The following is a 19,411-nucleotide window of genomic DNA, read 5'->3' as shown; positions in this document are numbered from 1 at the left end:
CAGATGGAGGCTGGGTGAAGCAAAAAAAGGCCGCTTGCGCGGCCCTTTGAATGGATGGGGATTTACTTGAACTTGGGCAGATTGAACTGCGGTGGCACACCCATGCGGGTGTTGATCATCCACTGCTGGGCAATCGACAAGATGTTGTTCGTGATCCAGTACAGCACCAGGCCGGCTGGGAAGAAGAAGAACATCACCGAGAAGATCAGCGGCATGAACCACATCAGCTTGGCTTGCATCGGGTCCGGTGGCGCGGGGTTGAGCGCGGTCTGCAGCAAGGTGGTCAAGGTCATCACCAAAGGCAGAATGAAATACGGATCGGGTGCCGAGAGGTCATGGATCCAGAGAACCCAAGGCGCGTTGCGCATCTCGACGCTGGACAACAACACCCAGTACAGGGCAATGAACACCGGGATCTGAACCATGATCGGGAAGCAGCCACCCATGGGGTTGACCTTTTCTTCGCGGTAAATGCGCATCATCTCCTGCTGCATTTTTTGCGGATCGTTTTTGAGGCGCTCGCGCATTTCCATGATCTTGGGGTTGATGGCCTTCATCTTGGCCATGCTCGAATACGCCTTGGCATTGAGCCAATAGAAAGCGATCTTGAGCAGCAACACCAGCGCCACGATCGCCCAGCCCCAGTTCTGGATGAAGCCAAACAGCTTATCGAGCAACCAGTACAAAGGCTTGGACAGCATGGCCAACCAGCCGTAGTCCTTCACCAAGTCCAGACCAGGGGCCAAGGCTTCGAGCACTTTTTCTTCTTGAGGACCGCTGAACAGCTGGGTGCTCACGGTCTTGGACTGGCCGGGCGCCAGATCGGCCAGGGGCGTGATCATGCCCACGGCGTAGAGGTTGGTGTCGACCTTGCGCACGAAGTTTTCGCGTTGAATGCCATCGGCCAACAACCAGGCGGATGCAAAGTAGTGCTGCACCATGGCCACATAGCCATTGGGCGAAGTCTTGTCGATTTCGGCCTTGTTCTTTTCGATGTCGCTGAACTCGACCTTCTGGTACTTTTTGGCCTCGGTGTAAACGGCGGGGCCAGTGAAGGTGGAGTAGAAAGACGACTCGCCAGCGGGCTTGTTGCCGTCACGCACCAGTTGCAAATACAGCTGCGGTGACACGTTGGTGGTGCCGGTGTTGACCACTTCGTGCTTGACGCCGATGGCGTAGTTGCCGCGCTGCAGGGTGTAGGTCTTGACCAGTTTCACGCCGTTTTGCACATCGGACTCGAAGCGCAAGGTCAACTCGTTTTGGCCGTCTTTGAGGCTGCGCTCACCGCTGAACTTCATGGGCGACTTGTGCGTCGGAAAGTCACCGCCGATCAAACCTGTTTGCGCCATGTAAACGCGGCTGCTGCTTTGGTCGAGCAAGACAAAAGGCTTGCTGGTGTCCACAAAGTCGGCGTGCCGTGTGAACTCGGTGCGCACCAAAGAGCCGCCTTCGGTGTCAAAGCTGAGTTTGAGAACGTCGGTGGACACTTCGATCTTCTCGCGTGGTGTGACCGAGGCGGCGGGCGCAGAGCTGGGCACCTGGCCTGGCGTTGCGGTCACGGCAGCAGACGCCGCAGGCACGCCATTGGCGCTGGCTGCTGCGGCGGGTGCGGCAGCGGCGGTGGCCGCTTCTGGCTTGGGGAAGAACGTGGCCTTGTGGCCGTTGTGCAGCTGCCATTGGTCCCACAGCAGGACCATGGAAAAACCAAAAATCACCCAAAGGATGGTGCGGCGGATATCAGTCATGGGGTCTTCTTTGACGAAGTAGGGGATAACAAATCAGAGAACAAGCGCAAGGCTTGTGTGGGAACGGGGTCGTGGCCGCCCTTGCACCAAGGGCCGCAACGCACCAGACGGTGAACGGTCAGGTAACTGCCCTTGGCTGCACCGTGCAGCGCCAAGGCTTGCAAGGCATAGGCCGAGCAGGTGGGCTCAAATCGGCACGATGACCCCAGCCAAGGGCTCAGCAGCAAGCGGTAGCCGCGCACCACACCCATCAACACACGTTGAATGATCATGTGCGCACCTCGGGACGAACTGCGCGTTCAAACAATTGCTCCAGCTCCTGCCGAACCGCCAGCTTCAGGGGCTCGGAGGTGGCGCTGATGAATTGTTGGCGATCAAAAGTCGTGCGCAGACGCACCACATGGGCAGCCACAGGCAGGCGATCACCAAAGCGCTCGCTCACGTTGTAGATCTGGCGCTTGATGGCATTGCGCGTGACGGCGCGACGCGCCCAGCGTTTGGGCACCATGGCCCCCAGCCAAACGTCAAACAAGACAAAAAGGGCCTGCTCCTGTGAAGGTGCAGGCCCGACCTGTTCGGCTGGCGCCAAGGGGGTGTCCGAAGGGCGGGTCAATGTCAGGCGATGCAGCGCAAAATGCGCAGTGCGCGAGACCGTTCCACCCGCCAGGGCGGCCTGAAATTGTGGGCGTGTCTTCAAACGCTGCACGATGGCCAAACCCTGGAATCAACCGCCTGCAGTGGCGTCAGGCCACAGCCAGACGGTTGAAAAGTCATTAGACAGCCAGACGCTTGCGGCCTTTGGCGCGGCGTGCATTGATCACGGCGCGGCCACCACGGGTTTTCATGCGAACCAGAAAGCCGTGGGTACGGGCGCGACGTGTCTTGGATGGTTGGTAGGTGCGTTTCATAACTCTTCCTTTGTGCCCAATGCCATGGATCAGCGTTGGGCGAAACCCAAGATTATCGCAAACTTTCGGGCGGTCGGCAAATAAAGCCGTTTTCAGAACATCGGGTGAATACTGACGCCATCCACTGCAGATGTGGTTTATGATGCCTTGGCGAACCCGATTCGGCATGTGGATAAGCTCTTGATAAGCTTCATTTCACAGCCATTTTTTCTCTCAACTGTCCACAAAAAATAAATACAACATGTCCGAGGGACTCCCCCCAGAATTTCAGATGGATGCCGGCCAGGCCTTGTGGCAGGCTTGCGTGGACGAGCTGTCCCGTGAGCTGCCCGAGCAGCAGTTCAACACCTGGATCAAACCCCTGACCGCACAGATCTCGGAGGACCAGCAGCGCCTCACGCTGTTTGTCGCCAACCGCTTCAAACTCGACTGGATCCGGGCCCAATACGCCGGTCGTCTGGCCGCTCTTTTGGAAAGCCTTCAGGGTCATCCTGTTCAAATAGAGTTAGTGCTTACTCCTCGTGATGGTGGCTCCAGGCCTTCGCGTCAGTCCACGCCATCGTCGATGGAGAACGGCCCCGAGCCCATCGACCTGCCCGAAGAGCCCGCCACCAACACCTTCCGCAGCCGACTCAACACCGCCCTGACCTTTGACAACCTGGTCGAGGGCACGGCCAACCGCATGGCGCGAGCTGCGGCCATGCATGTGTCGGGCTCGCCCGGGCACCTGTACAACCCCTTGTTCATCTACGGCGGCGTCGGTCTGGGCAAGACCCACCTGATGCACGCCATCGGCAACAAGCTGCTGGCCGACCGCCCCGAGGCCAAGGTTTTGTACATCCACGCTGAACAGTTTGTGTCGGATGTGGTTAAAGCTTACCAACGCAAGACTTTTGACGAGTTCAAGCAGCATTACCACTCGCTCGATCTGCTGTTGATCGACGATGTGCAGTTCTTTGCGAACAAAGACCGCACGCAAGAAGAGTTTTTCAATGCCTTTGAGGCCTTGCTGGCCAAAAAATCGCACATCGTGATGACCAGCGACACCTACCCCAAGGGCTTGGCCGACATCCACGAGCGTCTTGTTTCGCGCTTTGATTCGGGCCTGACGGTGGCCATGGAGCCGCCCGAGCTCGAAATGCGGGTGGCTATTTTGATCAACAAAGCCATCAGCGAAGGCAGTGAAATGCCCGAAGAGGTGGCGTTTTTTGTGGCCAAAAACGTGCGCTCCAACGTCCGTGAACTGGAAGGGGCGCTGCGCAAGATCCTGGCCTATTCGCGCTTCAACCAGAAGGAAATCTCCATCCAGCTGGCCCGTGACGCCCTGCGGGATCTGCTGTCGATCCAAAACCGCCAGATCAGCGTGGAAAACATCCAGAAAACGGTGGCCGATTACTACAAGATCAAAGTCGCCGACATGTACAGCAAGAAGCGCCCGGCCAGCATTGCACGCCCGCGCCAGATTGCCATGTACCTGGCCAAGGAAATGACCCAAAAGAGCCTGCCCGAAATCGGTGAGCTGTTTGGCGGTCGCGACCACACCACCGTGCTGCACGCCGTGCGAAAAATCAACGCCGAGCGCCAGCAAATGACCGAATTGAACCAGCAGCTGCACGTGCTGGAGCAGACGCTCAAGGGCTGATGGCTGTTTTTTGCCCCCACCAACACCTCGGCCGATCCGCGGCAAAAGAATGCCCCATCGGGGGTTTTGGGCGAAAAAACAGCCGAAAAACGGCGAAAATGTACCCTGTTTGCATCCATTCGCCCATTCTGGGCTGACGCCTGAAAAAAACCACCAAAGGTAGACAAATGATCGTCCTGAAGGCCACCCAAGACAAATTGCTGTCGGTCCTGCAATCCGTGTCCGGCATTGTTGAGCGCCGCCACACCCTGCCTGTGCTGGCCAACGTGCTGATCCGCAAAACGGGCCATGCGGTGCAACTGACCACCAGCGATCTGGAAATCCAAATCCGCACCACGGCCGAGATGGACGGCGACCCAAGCGACTTCACCACCACGGTGGGCGCCCGCAAACTGATCGACATCCTGCGCACCATGCCGGCCGACCAAACAGTGAGCCTTGAATCGTCGCAAGCCAAATTGATCCTGAAGGGTGGCAAGTCCAAGTTCACCTTGCAGACCTTGCCTGCGGAAGACTTTCCGCTGGTGCAAGAAGCCGCCAGCTTTGGCCCCGTGTTCAGCGTGCCGCAAAAAACCCTCAAGCAATTGCTGGGGCAGGTCTCGTTTGCCATGGCCGTGCACGACATCCGTTACTACCTCAACGGCATCCTGTTTGTGGCCGAAGGCAAGCGCCTGAGCCTGGTCGCCACCGACGGCCACCGCCTGGCCTTCACGGCCGCCACACTCGACGTCGAAGTGCCCACCAAACAAGAAGTCATCCTGCCGCGCAAAACCGTGCTCGAGCTGCAGCGCTTGCTGTCGGATGCCGACGGCGCGATCGAGATGCAATTCGCCAACAACCAGGCCAAGTTCAGCTTTGACGGCATGGAGTTCGTGACCAAGCTGGTCGAGGGCAAGTTCCCCGACTACAACCGCGTCATCCCCAAGGGCCACAGCAACAACTTGACCCTGGGCCGCCAAGCCCTGCTGTCTTGCTTGCAGCGCACCGCCATCCTGACCAGCGACAAGTTCAAGGGTGTGCGCCTGAACCTCGACCCCGGCAGCCTGCGCGTGGCCTCGACCAACGCCGAGCAAGAAGAAGCCGTGGACGAACTCGACATCGACTACGGTGGCGACAGCATCGAGATCGGCTTCAACGTCACCTACATCATCGACGTGCTCAGCAACATGGGCCAGGACATGGTCCGCATTGATTTGGCCGACGCCAACAGCTCGGCCCTTATCACGATTCCCGAAAACGACAACTTCAAATACGTGGTGATGCCGATGCGCATTTAAGGCCCGCGCCCTACGGCCATAGACCTTATCGAAACCCGCGACCCTTCGCGGGTTTCGGCCATTCAAGCGACAGAGAAAATTGAACATGACCGACGAAATCAACCCCAGCGAAGACGCTTTCACCACCGCGCAACCCAAGATCGACGCCCACCAAGCGGGCGCATCCGAAGGCTACGGCGAAGGCTCCATCCAGATCCTAGAAGGCCTGGAGGCGGTGCGCAAACGCCCCGGCATGTACATCGGTGACACCTCTGACGGCACCGGCCTGCACCACCTGGTGTTCGAGGTGGTGGACAACTCGATCGACGAAGCGCTGGCCGGCCACTGCGACGACATCGTCGTCACCATCCACTCCGACAACTCGATCAGCGTGACCGACAACGGCCGCGGCATCCCCACGGGCGTGAAGATGGACGACAAGCACGAGCCCAAGCGCAGTGCGTCAGAGATCGCCTTGACCGAACTGCACGCGGGCGGCAAGTTCAACCAAAACAGCTACAAGGTCTCGGGCGGCTTGCACGGCGTGGGTGTGTCGTGCGTGAACGCTTTGAGCAAATGGCTGCGCCTGACGGTGCGCCGCGAAGGCAAAGTCCACCAGATCGACTTTGCCAAAGGCTTTGTGCAAAACCGCTTGCTCGAAACCGTTGACGGCGTCGAAGTCTCGCCCATGCGCGTGACCGGAGCCACCGACAAGCGCGGCACCGAAGTGCACTTTTTGCCCGACGTGGAAATCTTCACGCAGAACACCGATTTCCATTACGAAATCCTGGCCAAGCGTTTGCGTGAACTGTCCTTCCTCAACAACGGCGTGCGCATTCGCCTCAAAGACGAACGCAGCGGCAAAGAAGACGACTTCTCTGGCGCGGGTGGCGTCAAAGGCTTTGTGGACTTCATCAACGCCAACAAAAAAGTGCTGCACCCCAACGCTTTCCACGCCAACGGCGAGCGCCCGGCCGACAGCTACGGCGGCATCCCCGGCACCAGCATCGGTGTCGAAGTCGCCATGCAGTGGAACGACGGCTACAACGAAAACGTGCTGTGCTTCACCAACAACATCCCGCAGCGTGACGGTGGCACCCACCTCACCGGCCTGCGTGCTGCGATGACCCGTGTGATTGCCAAGTACATCGAGAAAAACGAAATCGCCAAGAAGCAAAAAGTCGAAGTCAGCGGCGACGACATGCGCGAAGGCCTGTGCTGCGTGCTGAGCGTCAAAGTGCCCGAACCCAAATTCAGCAGCCAGACCAAAGACAAGCTGGTGTCGAGCGAAGTGCGTGCCCCGGTGGAAGACATCGTGGCCAAGGCCCTGACCGACTTTTTGGAAGAGCGCCCCAACGACGCCAAGATCATCTGCGGCAAGATCGTAGAAGCCGCCCGCGCCCGCGAAGCCGCCCGCAAAGCTCGCGAAATGACACGCCGCAAAGGCGTGCTCGACGGCATGGGCCTGCCCGGCAAACTGGCCGACTGCCAAGAAAAAGACCCGGCCCTGTGCGAAATCTACATCGTCGAGGGTGACTCCGCCGGCGGCTCGGCCAAGCAAGGCCGCGACCGCAAATTCCAGGCCATCTTGCCCCTGCGCGGCAAGATCCTGAACGTGGAAAAAGCCCGCTACGAAAAGCTGCTCACCAGCAACGAGATCGTCACGCTCATCACCGCCCTGGGCACCGGCATCGGCAAGGCCAGCGCTGAAAGTGGCAAGAGCGGCACCGACGACTTCAACGTCGACAAACTGCGCTACCACCGCATCATCATCATGACCGACGCCGACGTGGACGGCGCGCACATCCGCACCCTGCTGCTCACCTTCTTCTACCGCCAAATGCCTGACCTGGTCGAGCGTGGCCACATCTACATCGCCCAGCCGCCGCTTTACAAAGTCAAGGCCGGTAAAGAAGAGCTGTACCTCAAAGACGGCCCGGCGCTCGATGGCTTCTTGCTGCGCATCGCGCTCAAAGACGCCAGCATCAGCACCGGCGGCGCTGCGCCGCAAGTGCTGACGGGTGAGACCCTAGAAGCGCTGGCCCGCAAGCACCAAGTAGCCGAGTCGGTCATTGCCCGCTTGTCCAACTTCATGGACGCCGAAGCCCTGCGCGCCATGGCCGACGGCGTGTCACTGAACCTGGATGGCATGGAACAAGCCGCTGCATGCGCCCCCGCGCTGCAAGCCAAGCTGCGCGAACTCAACACCACCGGCATCCCGGCCGAAGTAACCGCCGAGTTTGACGTGCGCACCGACAAACCCATTCTGCGCATCAGCCGCCGCCACCACGGCAACATCAAGAGCAGCATCATCACGCAAGACTTTGTGCACGGCGCGGACTATGGCGCGCTGGCCGAAGCGGCCGAGACTTTCCGTGGCTTGCTCAGCGAAGGTGCCAAAGCCCAGCGTGGCGAAGGCGAGCGCCAGAAAGAAGAAAAAGTGGGTGACTTCCGCCAAGCCATGCATTGGCTCATCAGCGAAGCCGAACGCACCACCAGCCGCCAGCGCTACAAAGGCTTGGGCGAGATGAACCCCGCCCAGCTGTGGGAAACCACCATGGACCCCACCGTGCGCCGCCTGCTGCGCGTGCAGATCGACGACGCCATCGAAGCCGACCGCGTGTTCACCATGCTCATGGGCGACGAGGTTGAGCCACGCCGTCACTTCATCGAGAGCAACGCGCTGCGGGCGGGGAACATCGATATCTAAGACTTATCACATCCGAATCCGGAAATTTGAAAAAAACTGATAGGAATCAAGTACTTGCAATCACACCGCTGAAGTAGACACCATCAAGGACCTCAGAGTCCGGTGCGCTTCGGCCATCTCATCTAGCCTGGGGAGGCTTTGAACCATGTATTTGATGTATGTGGATGAAAGTGGCGATATTGGCCTGACTGGCTCGCCAACGCGGTATTTCGTATTGACGGGCCTTGTTCTGCATGAACTTCGATGGCGCCAAACTCTTGATGAGCTGATTGCCTTTCGCAGAGAGCAAAAAACCGATTTCGGTCTCAAGCTCCGAGAAGAGATCCATGCAAGCCCCATGCTTTCCAAACCAGGTGGTTTGGTGCGTATCCCCAAGCATCAGCGGCTTGAAATATTGCGCCGCTATGCAGACAAGCTGGCAAGCATGCCGGATCTGAGCCTCATCTGTGTCGTGGTGGACAAAACCAATAAGCCTGCGACGTACGATGTTTTTGATGCCGCTTGGAAAGCATTGATTCAGCGGTTTGAAAACACGCTGGCGCATAGGAATTTTCCGGGGCCGAGAAATCCGGACGATATGGGCATGCTTTTCCCGGATCGATCTGATGAAAAGAAACTCAACGCTCTGCTCCGACGCATGCGTGCCTTCAATCCTGTTCCCAGTCAGCAAACATCAGGCTATCGCAACCTGCAAATCAGAACCATCATCGAAGACCCGAACTACCGGGACTCCAGCCACTCGTATTTCATTCAATCGGTGGATGTCACGGCCTTTTTGCTCTATCAACACTTGGCGCCATCGGCCTATATGAAAAAGAAATCCGGCTAGAATTATTTTGGTCGTCTGGCCCCGATTGTGTCTAAACACGCATCGCCCAGAGACCCATTGCATATCGTGCGGCTATAAAAAAGGGGCCCTTGCGGGCCCCGGTGGAATCCTAATGACCAGACGAGCCAGGGTTCAGATCCAGTTTGCATCATACCCTCTGGATACCATCTTGGCAATACAGAGTGCTTTAGCAGAGGAGAGCTCCCCGCCAGCAATTGTCATAGAGCTGGGGGCTTAGGTGAAGGCTTGTTCAATCAAGAGGGCTTGAGCCCACCACTGCATCAAGCCCAAACACAATGCTCATGGGCCTGCTGCCCTGGTGCGACTGGTAGCGAACCCGGCCGTGGTACGTGAATGGTGCGGCCTTGCCGACGGCCAGCTTGGTGTCGCGCACAAAGAGGTGGACGTCGATGCCTAAAGCGGCGTGGCGGATGATTTCGTTGCCGCGTTTGCTGGTCGGGTCGGTGGCGTTCTGGCTTTGCCAGTGAAAGTGCGTGTCATCGATCCAGTGGTCCATGTACTTGTGCTCATCAGCCCGGCCTTGTTTGTTGAGCGTGACCAGCAGGATGTGCGCCTTTTTCTGGGCCAGCACCACATGGCCGACATTCCAATTGCCGGGGTTGTAGGCCTCGCCAAACAGCGCCGGAATGTCTTCGCGCATGAAAGACTCACCGAGCGCCAGATCCAGTGGATCGATGATGTTGCGCAGGCGAGCGAGCGTGCGCATGTCGTCGGTGGCCGTCAGGTCTTCGTAGTCCGGGTTGTTGGCTTTCAGAATGTATTGGCCATCGCGGCCCTTGGTGACCACCCGCAGTAGGTATTGGTTGTCGCCGCTGTCGTCTTGCCGCTCGATGGCCACCACGTTGCCCGTGATCGAGCCTGCCCGACTGGGCGTGATCAACTCCAGCAGCAAATAGTCACCGCCCAACACCGGATTTTTGCCGCCGTTCATCGAGTTGCCCCCTCAGAGAGGGGCTGCTTGAGTGCTGCTAAACAATCATCGCTGATGCGGTAGGGGCGTTTTTGGGGTTGCCCTCGGTCTAGGCTTTGTCCGTGTTGTACAGCCTCAACTTTTGCCAGGATGAGACAGGGGGGACCGCAATGCGGATGTTCGCATCTAAATTGCCATATGAAATCTCAATGTACTCGTTGCCATCCTGTGCGAATCTTGATCCTGACAGCTTGTGTGGCGAGTGCAGTCGGTTGCTCTTGGCGGACTATTTTTATGTTGTAGCAGGAGGAGTCATCTGACTTTGAGATTTCGAAAATATCTTTCTCGCGAGCCCCCATATCGCGGAAGTAAGCAGTCATGTATGTGATGCGATATTCATTTCGTGTGCCGGCGGGGTCATGCAGTTTGTTGTTGTAGTAAACAAACCGAAATCGGCGGACTTTTCCGTTTTCATCCCTGCATTCGAGCCAAGCGTCAGGATTTTTTACAGAAGGATCAAGATGCGGAAGGAAGGCGCGCAGTTCATTCTCTTTTTTGGGAATCAATATGCCCCCTTGATGTCCACCTGTAGTGCCGACATCGTTGGCGCTTAGTGTCTTATTGAAAGTTTTTTTCATGGTCATAAAGGTGAAATTTCTAGTGCACGCTTAAGGTCATCAATATCCCTCGATGAGACGGGCACGCTTTCGTTGGCCAACTCGCTTTTCCAAAGAGATCTGTCAATCATGACCTCCTCAACTGTATCTTTGTAGAAGAGCCGGTAAACGGTGACAGGTCTAGTTTGTCCTCGGCGGTGTGCCCTTGCACTTGCTTGTGCCTCAAGGGCTGGATTCCAGACAGGCGTAAAGTGAATTACCACTGTTGCAGCAGTTATGTTTAGTCCTGCTCCGGCAGCTTTCGGATTCAATATAAGGCAACCTGGTCCGTTGTGTTCGGTAAAGCTATCGATGATAGGTTGCCTCTCCTCTTGTGGAGTCGTTCCATTTATTGCGCCCCAGAAAGCGGTCGGGAAGCCTTGGAATGCTTCTTTTAGTAAATCGCCAACCCTGTTGAACAAAGCGAAGACGATAACCTTCTCTCCGTTAAAGAAGGCTTCTCGGAGAAGCTCTAAAGTGCGCTCCATTTTTGGAGTTATCAGGGGATACGCATCGCCGCGTAACAGCTCTGCATCATCGCCGTCCGTATCTGCGGTTATCTTCTTGATGCGAAGCCAAGGGTGGGCGCAAATAAGCTGCAGCTGTAGTGTTGCCACAAGCGCTCCAGCTGTGGGGTAATTAGCTAAAATTTCATTCCGAACGGCAATATAGTGTTCGCCTAACTGATCACCAAGCTCAAGCGGTATATCTATATCAAGACGCTCGGGTAAATCCCCTGCTACATCAGCTACCCTTCGTTTGAGAATTACCGGATCTGTGATTGAAGAAAGCGCCTTAGCGGATTCCACATCATCAGGAAAGTCCGTTTCAAAGTCTTGGCGCGTCCCTAGAAGACCCGGAATAACAAAGTCAGTCAATGACCACAAGTCAAGAAGACTATTCTCCACAGGCGTTCCAGTCATAGCTATGGACCGCCGCCGCATGACGCTACAGAGCACGCTTCTCCGGTTTGAATCAGGATTTTTAATTGCCTGTGCTTCGTCGCAAACTACCCAGGACCATTCGAAAGCGGAAAAAATCGAAATGTCGTTGACCAATGTGTCATAGGTCGTGATGACGATGTTCGTAGTCGTGAGTCCACGGTAAATGCCAGCCCTGTTAGGTCCACGGTGCACTAAAACACTTAGGCCGTTTGCAAATCGAGAAAATTCGCGAACCCAGTTCGCAATGAGACTGGTGGGGCAAACAATCAATGCTGGTGCTGTTGGTTTTGGGGTATCCATAAGCAGTAGTGCGATGATTTGCAGAGTCTTTCCTAAGCCCATCTCATCGGCGAGTATTAGCCCGCCTGTATGCCGTACGGTCTTGAACATCCATTGGACGCCGCGTGCCTGATACGGGAATAGATTTGCTGTAAGTCCCGGGACTACTATCGTGTCTTCTAGCTCATCTGCTGCAGTAGCGCCGGACTTGAGAAATGATTCGTCAGGCACGACTCGTAAAAAGGCATCAGTGTTTCGTAAAAGCCTTATTGCCTCGCGGTATGGAACATCATTTGGGTTTAATCCATTCAGCGCCTTTATGAAGAGGGCTGCCGAATCACGTGGAAGAGGGCGAATCGTATTGCCATCTATAACCCATGAATGGTCGTTGCTCGGCGCTGTGAGTAGTATCTCCACTCCGCGTTGAATGCGACGCCCAGCTAGGCACGCCACTATGTAATCGCCATGTCGACTGATCGTAATGAAGGGTTCGATCACGCGTTCTGAAAGCATGAAATTAATGGGCACGCGAGTGCGCAATAAATCGAAACCCACTGGTAGGCTAGTGAAGTCAATCACGATGCCCCCCAATCATGGCTTTGAGTTCTTCAATGCTGAAGGGAACTGGTCGCCTCGTGTGGATCGCCCGATGACAGCTTGGACATAGAGGAATTAGGTCTGTGCAAGGATCGTAGAGTTTGGGTTCCACAAGTAGTGCTAACGGTTCAAGATGGTGGACTTCGATGATCCCACCAGCAGCTCCATAAAGCACTTTCGGTACCAAGCCGCATACTGCGCAAAATTCGCCATGGGTTCTAATGCATAAAAGTCTGTTGCGTGGGTTGCGCTCACGGCGCTGTACTACTGAAAGCGATATGGCTCCATCAAAGTTGGCCTGTTCGTCGATATCGGATTGATCAATCTCGTCATATCCAATCAATTCCGCCATTGCAGCCATGAGCGGCACGAGTATTTCGCGACAAGTTGTAATTACCGCTGAGTCATCGCTAGGGTGCTCGAGATCACGCACTGTCGCTACTATTCGAAATCCGCCGGTAGTCACCGACCAATCAGAAAGGTTTTGGCCCGGTATGTCTATTTCAATAGATCGAGGAATTGATGCTACCAATGCCCGTGCCAACAGAAGATCTTCTTTGGGAGCTTTACGGATTTGGGCGATCACTTCGCCGGAAAAGCTGCCAAAGCTGAGACAGACGCGGTGACCTTTAAGACCGTGCCGCCGGAGTACAGCAACGGGACCATGCTTTTCATCAAGGTCACCAAACCATATCTTTAACCCGGATAACAGGTTACTGAAATCTGCTGCGGCACCGATGGTTGCGCCAGTACCGTTTTCAAGCTCCTGAAGTATCAGGTCCTTCTTCTCCGCTAGCATTTCAGTCTTCTTCTGTAAATTCGCCCGGCTCGGGGTCTGGCACAAGTCGTAAAAGCTTGCGCAGGTTGTTAGAGACCTCACTGCGAATGTCCTCGAATATCGGCTCAAGCTCTGCGTTCGTGTTGTTCTGTTCAGCGACGGCGAATGCCCAAAGCAATAAATCCATTCCCTCGACCGCAAATCCATTTGCGGCTGCCCGTTTATAGATTTTTTGATAAAAGTCGTGATGCTTATTTAGCAGCACAGCGGGCGCATGTCCAAAATCGCTTGCGCTGCGGAATGCTGGTTGCCAAAGTTCGCCCGAAGTGATGCTCTCAACAGCATCTACATAAATGGTGTCTGGGCTTACGTTGCTTTGAACAGGTAACTTGAGCCGGATCTTCGCCCCCAAGTTATTGGTAACGACTGCAGTCTGCGTTTTTGTGTCGGCTGATTCGACTTTCGGCTTGCTGGCTGAATCTGTCTCAGCAATATTTTTGTTCGCGCTGGTGTGATCGATTCCACGTAAATTCGCATCCGCCCGTGTTTTCCTGCGATAGCGTTGTCCAGCCTCTCGATATATCGGCTGGAGCAATTCGCGTAGCCCATCCTCTAGGTCAGGATGGAAAAGTATGTGTGACTTCTTGACGTCGATTCTGAAGGCGTCATCGAGGGTATGGCCGAAATCAAACTCAATTCGCAGTAACGATGTGTGCGGCTCTGGTGCGCCGAACACTTCCATCCAAGTACCCTCTTGAATTAGTCGGCCTTCACGGTATATGTAGAAGCCCTGCCCGCGGTTGGATATGCGAGCATGTACTTTTTCTTCCTCCTTCGTCATGTCACTCCGGTGTGGGAGTATCCATGCCCTGATGCGGGCTTCCTCTTCCGTTCCATCGGGCAACTCTACTATTAACTTTTGCTGGTGATCTGGGAGGACTTGCTCGGAGCGAGTAGGATAAAAAGGGTTCCAATGTTGAACCTGAGTCTGGTTAATCCATATTTCGACATCTCGTTCTCGCACGTCAGTCTTGTCAAGAAACCTGTGGTACACGAGTGAAAGGTGACGGCTGAGGCTGTTCGCTAACCTCTCGATTGCGGCCCTCTCCTTATTACCGCCGGGCTCATAGTCCTTCGTCAGAATTCTGTCGCACTTTTCCCAAATGATAAGTGTGCCTTTGTCTCCGCACAGCTCCTCGAACATTTCTTGTTCGTCCACCGTTATGGGTTCTTGGAGCATCTGCCACTTACCCTGTTTCGCTACGTGATCTAAATCCCACCCAAATTTCGAGAGTGCTTGCGTTGGTGACTTACGGGATATAACGGCATATTTTTTACATACGGAGCTTGATGCTGTCTTGAGACCGAGTCCAAATTTTCCTAAGCTTTCTGGATTGTCGCGTTCCGGTGCGCCGTAACGGAGGGCCTTTTTCACTCCATCCGAGTCCATCCCATCGCCGTTGTCACCAAAATAGACCAGCTTGCGGCCATCTTCACGAAGTGTGATCTCGACCTGAATCTTGTCCGCTTTTGCAGCTATTGCGTTGTCAATAATGTCTGCTGCTGCGGTTTTTACGTTATATCCAGTATCGCGCAGACCAAAGATTAGACGCTGTGCATCTGGTTCATTTATGAGGTCGTCATGTATTGATGAATTTGTCATTTTTGCTGACCTCCAGTGGGATTTGCGTTAAAGCGATGTGATGTCCGATTTGCTTCTTGATCAGTAAAAGCAGAACCATGCAGATTATCTAGTGAGAAGTACGCACATTCCAATATTTTGGACTTTCGTTATTGCTGACCAATACGTTGAGTCATGCAAATTCGATGGGAGTTAGTCAATGCATTTCTCAACAAAGCGGCTGTGGCCCTAATGGTTGATCGATTTGTACTTCGCCGCACACATCCGCTAGTGGGCATGGCAAGAAAGATCATTCGTCGGTCGGGTGGCAATTGATAGCCGATTTCAGGCTTGCTGGTGTAGCTACGACAGCCGGTCATCATCCGGCACCGTGTTGCTTTGTCTACACCGTCTGTTACGCGTAGGAGTAATCCAGCTGGATACCCATCTTTTTGTTGAAATATTTGAGCGCCACTTCGTAGACTGTGTCTCCGTGTATCTCAAAAAGATGGTCAAGCGATTGATTTAGGATCACACATTCCTCTGCTGAAAAGAATGGCTCATCTTTACCTGCATGGACGATATTTTCCGGGCGGTCATCGGGGTTGAACAACAAGTCATCTGTGTAAAGCTTGTAAAACCAGCGCTCAAGTGCGAAGCGGGAATTACCTGGAATTGTGGGAACTCGTACTATGTTTTGCATGATGTCTCCTTGGGGTTTCAGACTTTGCATTGGCGGGACTTTTGTTCGGTGGTGCTCGGCACAACAAGGTGCGCACGCATTGCTTCGGCAACAGCTGTCATGACCGGCACAACAACCGAATTGCCAAATTGTTTGTAAGCCCGCATATCCGATACGGGAATTTTGAAACTGTCGGGAAATCCCATGAGGCGGGCACATTCGCGTGGTGTCAAGCGGCGTGGGTTTTTCTTGCTGCCTTGGCTAAGAAGGATTTCAGATCCATCCTTGTAGTAGCGAGCAGACAATGTGCGTGTAACGCTTTCACCAGTCACCATTCCGAAGCCGAATCCATTGCCAGCTTCCTGATGTTTCTTTTTGTAGTTTTGAAGGTACGCCCAGAGGTTATCGGTCAGGGTGTATTTGTCGAGGACCTTCTTGGCTTGGTGGTCATAAAAACGGTCTCCGTCCGTCTCGATAAAAGGCTCACCCGTTTTTTTGTGGAGGATTTCACTCAATGTTCGAGTGCCTTTTTCTGGTAACGCGACGTGCTCCCAATCGAATGGAGCGGGATCGCGGAAGCCGACAATGAGAATGCGTTCCCGATGTTGCGGAACATAGTGCGCGCCATCGATTACCTTGAAAAAGATCTGATAGCCTAATGCGTCCTGCAGTGTTCTGCGTATCACATCAAAGGTCCGGCCTTTGTCATGCGACTGAAGGTTTTTGACGTTCTCAAGCAGAAAAGCTTTTGGGCGTTTTTTAGCGATGATCCGTGCCACATCGAAAAAAAGCGTTCCTTGTGTCTCGTCTGAAAAGCCATGCGCCCGACCCAATGCGTTTTTCTTTGAAACACCGGCTATGGAAAAAGGTTGACATGGAAAGCCGCCCAACAAGACATCGTGATCCGGAATGTCTTCTTCGGCAATTTGTGTGATGTCACCGTTGATGGCGTGTCCACCCGGGAAGTTGGCGGCATAGGTTTTTTGTGCGTAGTCGTCCCACTCACTGGTAAAGACGCACTCGCCACCGATTGATTCGAAGGCAACTCTGATACCGCCAACGCCTGCGAATAAATCGATGAACGTGAAATCTCCGTTTCCGCTGGTTATTGGTCCGAAGTTTAGTAACCGTTGCAATTCCTCAACGGCTAGTTGAGGTGCCGCGACTTCTCCTGATTTCCAACGTCTGAGTGTCCGAGCGGTTGTACCAAGCCGTTTAGCCAAGTCCATTTCTGGGTGCGCTTTTTGGGCTGCCTCAAGGTACGTGTCAAATGTGCTGGTGTCTTCAGTCGTGAGTTTCATATCTTGTCCGGCGGGAATAATTTCGGACATTATGTCCGAAATTATTCCCTCTGTATAAATTTACAGTAAAATTCTTCTTGTCTTAACTGACGCAGCGAGTCACAAATGAGAACAAGCACCCACATCCATTCAGCAACCGGGCTTCATGTTTATGAGAGAGGCGGACTTACCACGGCAGCGAGTCAAAGCACCACACCTGTTACGCGTTTTGCCTATTGCGAAAACTGCGCCATCGAAGTTCCAGTCGATGCTGAAGGGTTGTGTACGTACTGTTTTCACCCTGTCCCCGAAGACGAGGACGAATAAGCTTCCGGTGCTCTGATTGCTACAACCACGACCAACAGACCTTATTGGCATAATATGCCAACCCTGTTTCAACAAGGAGCTCTCCCATGCCCACCCGAAATGTCGTGCTGACTGATCACCAAGCTGCGCTGGTCGAGCAGCTGGTCCAAAGTGGCCGCTATCAAAATGCCAGCGAAGTTCTGCGTGAGGGGCTGCGCATGGTGGAGCAGCGAGACGCCGAAGACGCTTATCGACTTGCGGTTTTGAGAAAAGCAGCCCAAGAGGGCATTGCGGATATCGACGCGGGGCGATTCAAGACTTTTGAATCCAAGCAAGGCTTGCGCGATCACATGCAGGGCATTGCAGCCAAAGTGCGCACTGTCCAATGAGTGCGGTATGGGCAGTTCGGTTGGCAGAAAAGGCCGAGCACGACTTGCTTGACGCGCTTGTTTGGACGACTGATCAGTTCGGTGCACTTCAGGCGGATGACTACCTTGAGACGCTGACGCTCGCATTTGAGGCGCTGACCGATGGCCCCAACATTGTGGGCAGCAAAGTGCGCGACGATATCGGGCTGGGTATTCGGACACTGCATGTCGCACGACTGGGCAGAAAAGGCCGCCATTTGGTGGTTTTCAGGTTTGCGGACGGACAAGTTATCGATGTCATCCGCTTGCTGCATGACAGCATGGATTTGGCCAAGCATTTGCCGGATTGAATGGCGACTGTTGATGTCGGGTGACGATCAATCCAGCCCATCCACCGCCATCACCCCCCGCAGTCCCACCCCAAAGCTCTGAAACCCTTGCCCGTCCCAGTGGGCGCTGCTGTCGATGTTGTCGTGTTGGTGGCCGTGCACCGTCATGCGCACGCCCATGCGGCGGGCCAGTGAGTCCAGCGCTTTAAAGCCGTGTTAGCGCAGCTTGGGGGCGCTCAGTGTTGAACCGTCCAAGGATTGATCACGGTCAGCCCCGCAGCCTCAAAGGGACTGGCGTCTCGCGTGGCCACCATGAAGCCATGTCGCTTCGCGGTAGCGGCGATGTAGCCATCCAAGATGGAGATGGCGCGGCCCTGGGCGCGGGCTGTCGAAAGGATGTCTGCATAGGCCTGCGATGCGCTGGCGTCAAAAGGCAGGATTCTTTGCTCTAGGCCAAGGCGCAGGGTTTCTTTTCTTTCGCCCACTGGCAGCTTCAGCGACTCAGAGATGACGCTGGTTTCGAACAGGATCATTCAAATACGATGGGTTTTGCCGGTGTCTTGTCGCGTTCAGTGACCAAGTCAAAGCCGCCAGCTTGTTGGCCAATTTCGGCCAGCAGAGATCCCAGTTGGATACGCCCTTCCGGGCGGGCAGCTTGCTCCAGAATGTCGCGCACTTCGGCTTCTGTGCTGCGCCCGGCCAATGCGGCACGCACGCGCAGTGCCCTGAGGGTTTCTTCGGGCAAGTTGCGGATGGTGATGGACGACATGGCAAGGACTCCTTGGGCAAGGTGTGAATGATATGAAAATCAAAATTTCATATCAATCAATCCACCACCATCACCCCCCGCAGCCCCACCCCAAAGCTCTGAAAGCCTTGCGCTTCCCAGTGGGCGCTGCTGTCAATGTTGTCGTGTTGGTGGCCGTGCACCGTCATGCGCACGCCCATGCGGCGGGCCAGTGTGTCCAGCGTTTTGAATCCGTGTTCGTGGTAGCCGGGCGCTTCGTGGGTGATGAGGATGTCGGCTTGCAGGGTGGCCAGTTGTTCCACCTCGTCGGGGTAGATGGTGGACCAGTGCTTGAGGTGCACGCCGCCTTGCCAGCGGTCTTGGCGCGGGGTGACTCGGGCGTGGTCTTCGCGGTTGCGAAACTTGGGCGCTTGGGCGTCTTTGGGGTACCAGACTGCGCCGCGAAACACACCGCCCAGCCCAGCGATGCGTGTGCCGCAGGGCAGCGTGACGGTACGGCCGTGCAGTTGCCGCTCGTTCACCTCTGGGTGCCAGACGTTGGCAAAGTTGCCCGCGTGGTCGGTGTCGTGGTTGCCGTGGATGAACCAGACGCGCTCCCAAATGGCTTCCAGCTCGATGTGCAGCGGCCGGGTTGGCTCCAGATCGCCCAGCAGGATGACGGCACGGGCGTGGGTTTGCAAGGCGGCATCGATGATGTGCTGCCATTGGCCGTGCGGGTCACCGCAGAAGAGGATGGGGCCGGGGTGCATGGGGGTGAGTGAATGAAGTTTCTTTCGCATTGTGCAGGTCTTTGCAGAGCTGT

21 protein-coding genes are annotated in these 19,411 nt (G+C 55.2%); 6 read left to right on the top strand and 15 right to left on the bottom strand.

The genetic code is table 11. The features are described from left to right. Window positions 1-62: 62 nt before the first annotated feature. The 4 genes from yidC to rpmH all read right to left on the bottom strand — a co-directional run bounded on the left by yidC (window position 63) and on the right by rpmH (window position 2,653). A complete protein-coding gene (yidC, locus tag LHAB_RS03725; protein WP_090044037.1) occupies window positions 63-1,745 on the bottom strand; it encodes a membrane protein insertase YidC in 1,683 nt (560 codons plus the stop codon). After that, the gene (yidD, locus tag LHAB_RS03720; RefSeq protein ID WP_194943202.1) at window positions 1,742-2,014 is read right to left on the bottom strand and encodes a membrane protein insertion efficiency factor YidD; all 273 of its coding nucleotides are present in this window, start codon (window positions 2,012-2,014) and stop codon (window positions 1,742-1,744) included. The genes yidC and yidD overlap by 4 nt, the downstream gene beginning before the upstream one ends. Further along, complete coding sequence (locus tag LHAB_RS03715; protein WP_090047628.1) at window positions 2,014-2,451, bottom strand: ribonuclease P protein component; 438 nt, start codon at window positions 2,449-2,451, stop codon at window positions 2,014-2,016. The genes yidD and LHAB_RS03715 overlap by 1 nt, the downstream gene beginning before the upstream one ends. A 67-nt stretch (window positions 2,452-2,518) precedes the next feature. Further along, window positions 2,519-2,653, bottom strand: coding sequence for a 50S ribosomal protein L34 (rpmH, locus tag LHAB_RS03710; RefSeq protein ID WP_005798102.1), 135 nt, complete (start codon window positions 2,651-2,653; stop codon window positions 2,519-2,521). A 241-nt stretch (window positions 2,654-2,894) separates the two neighbouring features. Here rpmH and dnaA point away from each other — a divergent pair, with 241 nt between their 5' ends. The 4 genes from dnaA to LHAB_RS03690 all read left to right on the top strand — a co-directional run bounded on the left by dnaA (window position 2,895) and on the right by LHAB_RS03690 (window position 9,090). After that, window positions 2,895-4,295 carry a chromosomal replication initiator protein DnaA gene (gene dnaA, locus LHAB_RS03705; RefSeq protein ID WP_194943081.1) on the top strand — a complete coding sequence of 467 codons (1,401 nt, stop codon included), beginning with the start codon at window positions 2,895-2,897 and terminating at the stop codon, window positions 4,293-4,295. Window positions 4,296-4,462: 167 nt separating this feature from the next. Further along, window positions 4,463-5,572: a DNA polymerase III subunit beta gene (gene dnaN, locus LHAB_RS03700; protein WP_090044034.1), complete on the top strand. Its 1,110-nt coding sequence runs from the start codon at window positions 4,463-4,465 to the stop codon at window positions 5,570-5,572. A gap of 85 nt (window positions 5,573-5,657) precedes the next feature. Continuing rightward, window positions 5,658-8,261: a DNA topoisomerase (ATP-hydrolyzing) subunit B gene (gene gyrB, locus LHAB_RS03695; protein WP_090044033.1), complete on the top strand. Its 2,604-nt coding sequence runs from the start codon at window positions 5,658-5,660 to the stop codon at window positions 8,259-8,261. A 145-nt stretch (window positions 8,262-8,406) separates the two neighbouring features. Further along, window positions 8,407-9,090, top strand: coding sequence for a DUF3800 domain-containing protein (locus LHAB_RS03690; RefSeq protein WP_090044032.1), 684 nt, complete (start codon window positions 8,407-8,409; stop codon window positions 9,088-9,090). 250 nt (window positions 9,091-9,340) lie between these two features. Here LHAB_RS03690 and LHAB_RS03685 read toward each other — a convergent pair whose 3' ends face one another. From LHAB_RS03685 to dcm, 7 genes are all read right to left on the bottom strand, one after another. After that, a complete protein-coding gene (locus LHAB_RS03685) occupies window positions 9,341-10,042 on the bottom strand; it encodes a DUF3427 domain-containing protein (protein ID WP_090044031.1) in 702 nt (233 codons plus the stop codon). Window positions 10,043-10,227: 185 nt separating this feature from the next. After that, window positions 10,228-10,659, bottom strand: a complete 432-nt coding sequence (locus LHAB_RS03680) for an EcoRII N-terminal effector-binding domain-containing protein (protein ID WP_090047626.1) — start codon at window positions 10,657-10,659, stop codon at window positions 10,228-10,230. A 2-nt stretch (window positions 10,660-10,661) separates the two neighbouring features. Further along, window positions 10,662-12,479, bottom strand: a complete 1,818-nt coding sequence (locus tag LHAB_RS03675) for a DEAD/DEAH box helicase (RefSeq protein ID WP_228763335.1) — start codon at window positions 12,477-12,479, stop codon at window positions 10,662-10,664. After that, window positions 12,472-13,296, bottom strand: coding sequence for an HNH endonuclease (locus LHAB_RS03670; RefSeq protein ID WP_090044030.1), 825 nt, complete (start codon window positions 13,294-13,296; stop codon window positions 12,472-12,474). Before LHAB_RS03670 ends, LHAB_RS03675 begins: the two co-directional genes overlap by 8 nt. A 1-nt stretch (window position 13,297) precedes the next feature. After that, window positions 13,298-14,938 (bottom strand): ATP-binding protein, encoded by a 1,641-nt coding sequence (locus tag LHAB_RS03665; protein ID WP_090044029.1) that lies wholly within the window; start codon window positions 14,936-14,938, stop codon window positions 13,298-13,300. A gap of 373 nt (window positions 14,939-15,311) precedes the next feature. Continuing rightward, on the bottom strand, window positions 15,312-15,599 hold the full coding sequence (locus tag LHAB_RS03660; RefSeq protein ID WP_194943080.1) for a PAZ domain-containing protein: 288 nt from the start codon (window positions 15,597-15,599) through the stop codon (window positions 15,312-15,314). 17 nt (window positions 15,600-15,616) lie between these two features. After that, window positions 15,617-16,879, bottom strand: coding sequence for a DNA (cytosine-5-)-methyltransferase (gene dcm, locus LHAB_RS03655; protein ID WP_090047621.1), 1,263 nt, complete (start codon window positions 16,877-16,879; stop codon window positions 15,617-15,619). A 392-nt stretch (window positions 16,880-17,271) separates the two neighbouring features. Between dcm and LHAB_RS03650 the strand changes: the two genes are divergently transcribed. Beyond that, window positions 17,272-17,553, top strand: a complete 282-nt coding sequence (locus LHAB_RS03650; RefSeq protein WP_090044027.1) for a type II toxin-antitoxin system ParD family antitoxin — start codon at window positions 17,272-17,274, stop codon at window positions 17,551-17,553. Beyond that, a complete protein-coding gene (locus LHAB_RS03645) occupies window positions 17,550-17,882 on the top strand; it encodes a type II toxin-antitoxin system RelE/ParE family toxin (protein ID WP_090044026.1) in 333 nt (110 codons plus the stop codon). The genes LHAB_RS03650 and LHAB_RS03645 overlap by 4 nt, the downstream gene beginning before the upstream one ends. 27 nt (window positions 17,883-17,909) lie before the next feature. Here LHAB_RS03645 and LHAB_RS14805 read toward each other — a convergent pair whose 3' ends face one another. From LHAB_RS14805 to LHAB_RS03630, 4 genes are read right to left on the bottom strand one after another with little or no spacing between them, the layout of a single operon-like run. Then, entirely contained in the window at window positions 17,910-18,041 is a 132-nt protein-coding gene (locus LHAB_RS14805; RefSeq protein WP_255349688.1) for a hypothetical protein, read from the bottom strand. Window positions 18,042-18,097: 56 nt separating this feature from the next. Continuing rightward, window positions 18,098-18,394, bottom strand: a complete 297-nt coding sequence (locus LHAB_RS03640; protein WP_090044025.1) for a PIN domain-containing protein — start codon at window positions 18,392-18,394, stop codon at window positions 18,098-18,100. Next, window positions 18,391-18,630, bottom strand: a complete 240-nt coding sequence (locus LHAB_RS03635) for a FitA-like ribbon-helix-helix domain-containing protein (RefSeq protein ID WP_090044024.1) — start codon at window positions 18,628-18,630, stop codon at window positions 18,391-18,393. The genes LHAB_RS03640 and LHAB_RS03635 overlap by 4 nt, the downstream gene beginning before the upstream one ends. Window positions 18,631-18,686: 56 nt before the next feature. Continuing rightward, the gene (locus LHAB_RS03630) at window positions 18,687-19,358 is read right to left on the bottom strand and encodes a metallophosphoesterase family protein (RefSeq protein ID WP_090044023.1); all 672 of its coding nucleotides are present in this window, start codon (window positions 19,356-19,358) and stop codon (window positions 18,687-18,689) included. Window positions 19,359-19,411 lie beyond the last annotated feature (53 nt).

The organism is Limnohabitans sp. 2KL-27 (assembly GCF_001269345.1).
Taxonomy (GTDB): Bacteria; Pseudomonadota; Gammaproteobacteria; order Burkholderiales; family Burkholderiaceae_C; genus Limnohabitans_A.
The sequence above is the reverse complement of the archived record's forward strand: the minus strand, read 5'-3'. Positions and strand labels throughout refer to the sequence as shown.

Coding starts and splice junctions, on each gene's coding strand:
- dnaA (WP_194943081.1), top strand. CDS start 2,895: ATGTCCGAGGGACTCCCCCCAGAATTTCAGATGGATGCCGGCCAGGCC.
- LHAB_RS03635 (WP_090044024.1), bottom strand. CDS start 18,630: ATGTCGTCCATCACCATCCGCAACTTGCCCGAAGAAACCCTCAGGGCA.
- LHAB_RS03670 (WP_090044030.1), bottom strand. CDS start 13,296: ATGCTAGCGGAGAAGAAGGACCTGATACTTCAGGAGCTTGAAAACGGT.
- LHAB_RS03650 (WP_090044027.1), top strand. CDS start 17,272: ATGCCCACCCGAAATGTCGTGCTGACTGATCACCAAGCTGCGCTGGTC.
- dcm (WP_090047621.1), bottom strand. CDS start 16,879: ATGAAACTCACGACTGAAGACACCAGCACATTTGACACGTACCTTGAG.
- LHAB_RS03640 (WP_090044025.1), bottom strand. CDS start 18,394: ATGATCCTGTTCGAAACCAGCGTCATCTCTGAGTCGCTGAAGCTGCCA.
- rpmH (WP_005798102.1), bottom strand. CDS start 2,653: ATGAAACGCACCTACCAACCATCCAAGACACGTCGCGCCCGTACCCAC.
- gyrB (WP_090044033.1), top strand. CDS start 5,658: ATGACCGACGAAATCAACCCCAGCGAAGACGCTTTCACCACCGCGCAA.
- LHAB_RS03630 (WP_090044023.1), bottom strand. CDS start 19,358: ATGCACCCCGGCCCCATCCTCTTCTGCGGTGACCCGCACGGCCAATGG.
- LHAB_RS03665 (WP_090044029.1), bottom strand. CDS start 14,938: ATGACAAATTCATCAATACATGACGACCTCATAAATGAACCAGATGCA.
- LHAB_RS03685 (WP_090044031.1), bottom strand. CDS start 10,042: ATGAACGGCGGCAAAAATCCGGTGTTGGGCGGTGACTATTTGCTGCTG.
- dnaN (WP_090044034.1), top strand. CDS start 4,463: ATGATCGTCCTGAAGGCCACCCAAGACAAATTGCTGTCGGTCCTGCAA.
- LHAB_RS03660 (WP_194943080.1), bottom strand. CDS start 15,599: ATGCAAAACATAGTACGAGTTCCCACAATTCCAGGTAATTCCCGCTTC.
- LHAB_RS03645 (WP_090044026.1), top strand. CDS start 17,550: ATGAGTGCGGTATGGGCAGTTCGGTTGGCAGAAAAGGCCGAGCACGAC.
- LHAB_RS14805 (WP_255349688.1), bottom strand. CDS start 18,041: ATGGGCGTGCGCATGACGGTGCACGGCCACCAACACGACAACATCGAC.
- LHAB_RS03680 (WP_090047626.1), bottom strand. CDS start 10,659: ATGAAAAAAACTTTCAATAAGACACTAAGCGCCAACGATGTCGGCACT.
- yidC (WP_090044037.1), bottom strand. CDS start 1,745: ATGACTGATATCCGCCGCACCATCCTTTGGGTGATTTTTGGTTTTTCC.
- LHAB_RS03690 (WP_090044032.1), top strand. CDS start 8,407: ATGTATTTGATGTATGTGGATGAAAGTGGCGATATTGGCCTGACTGGC.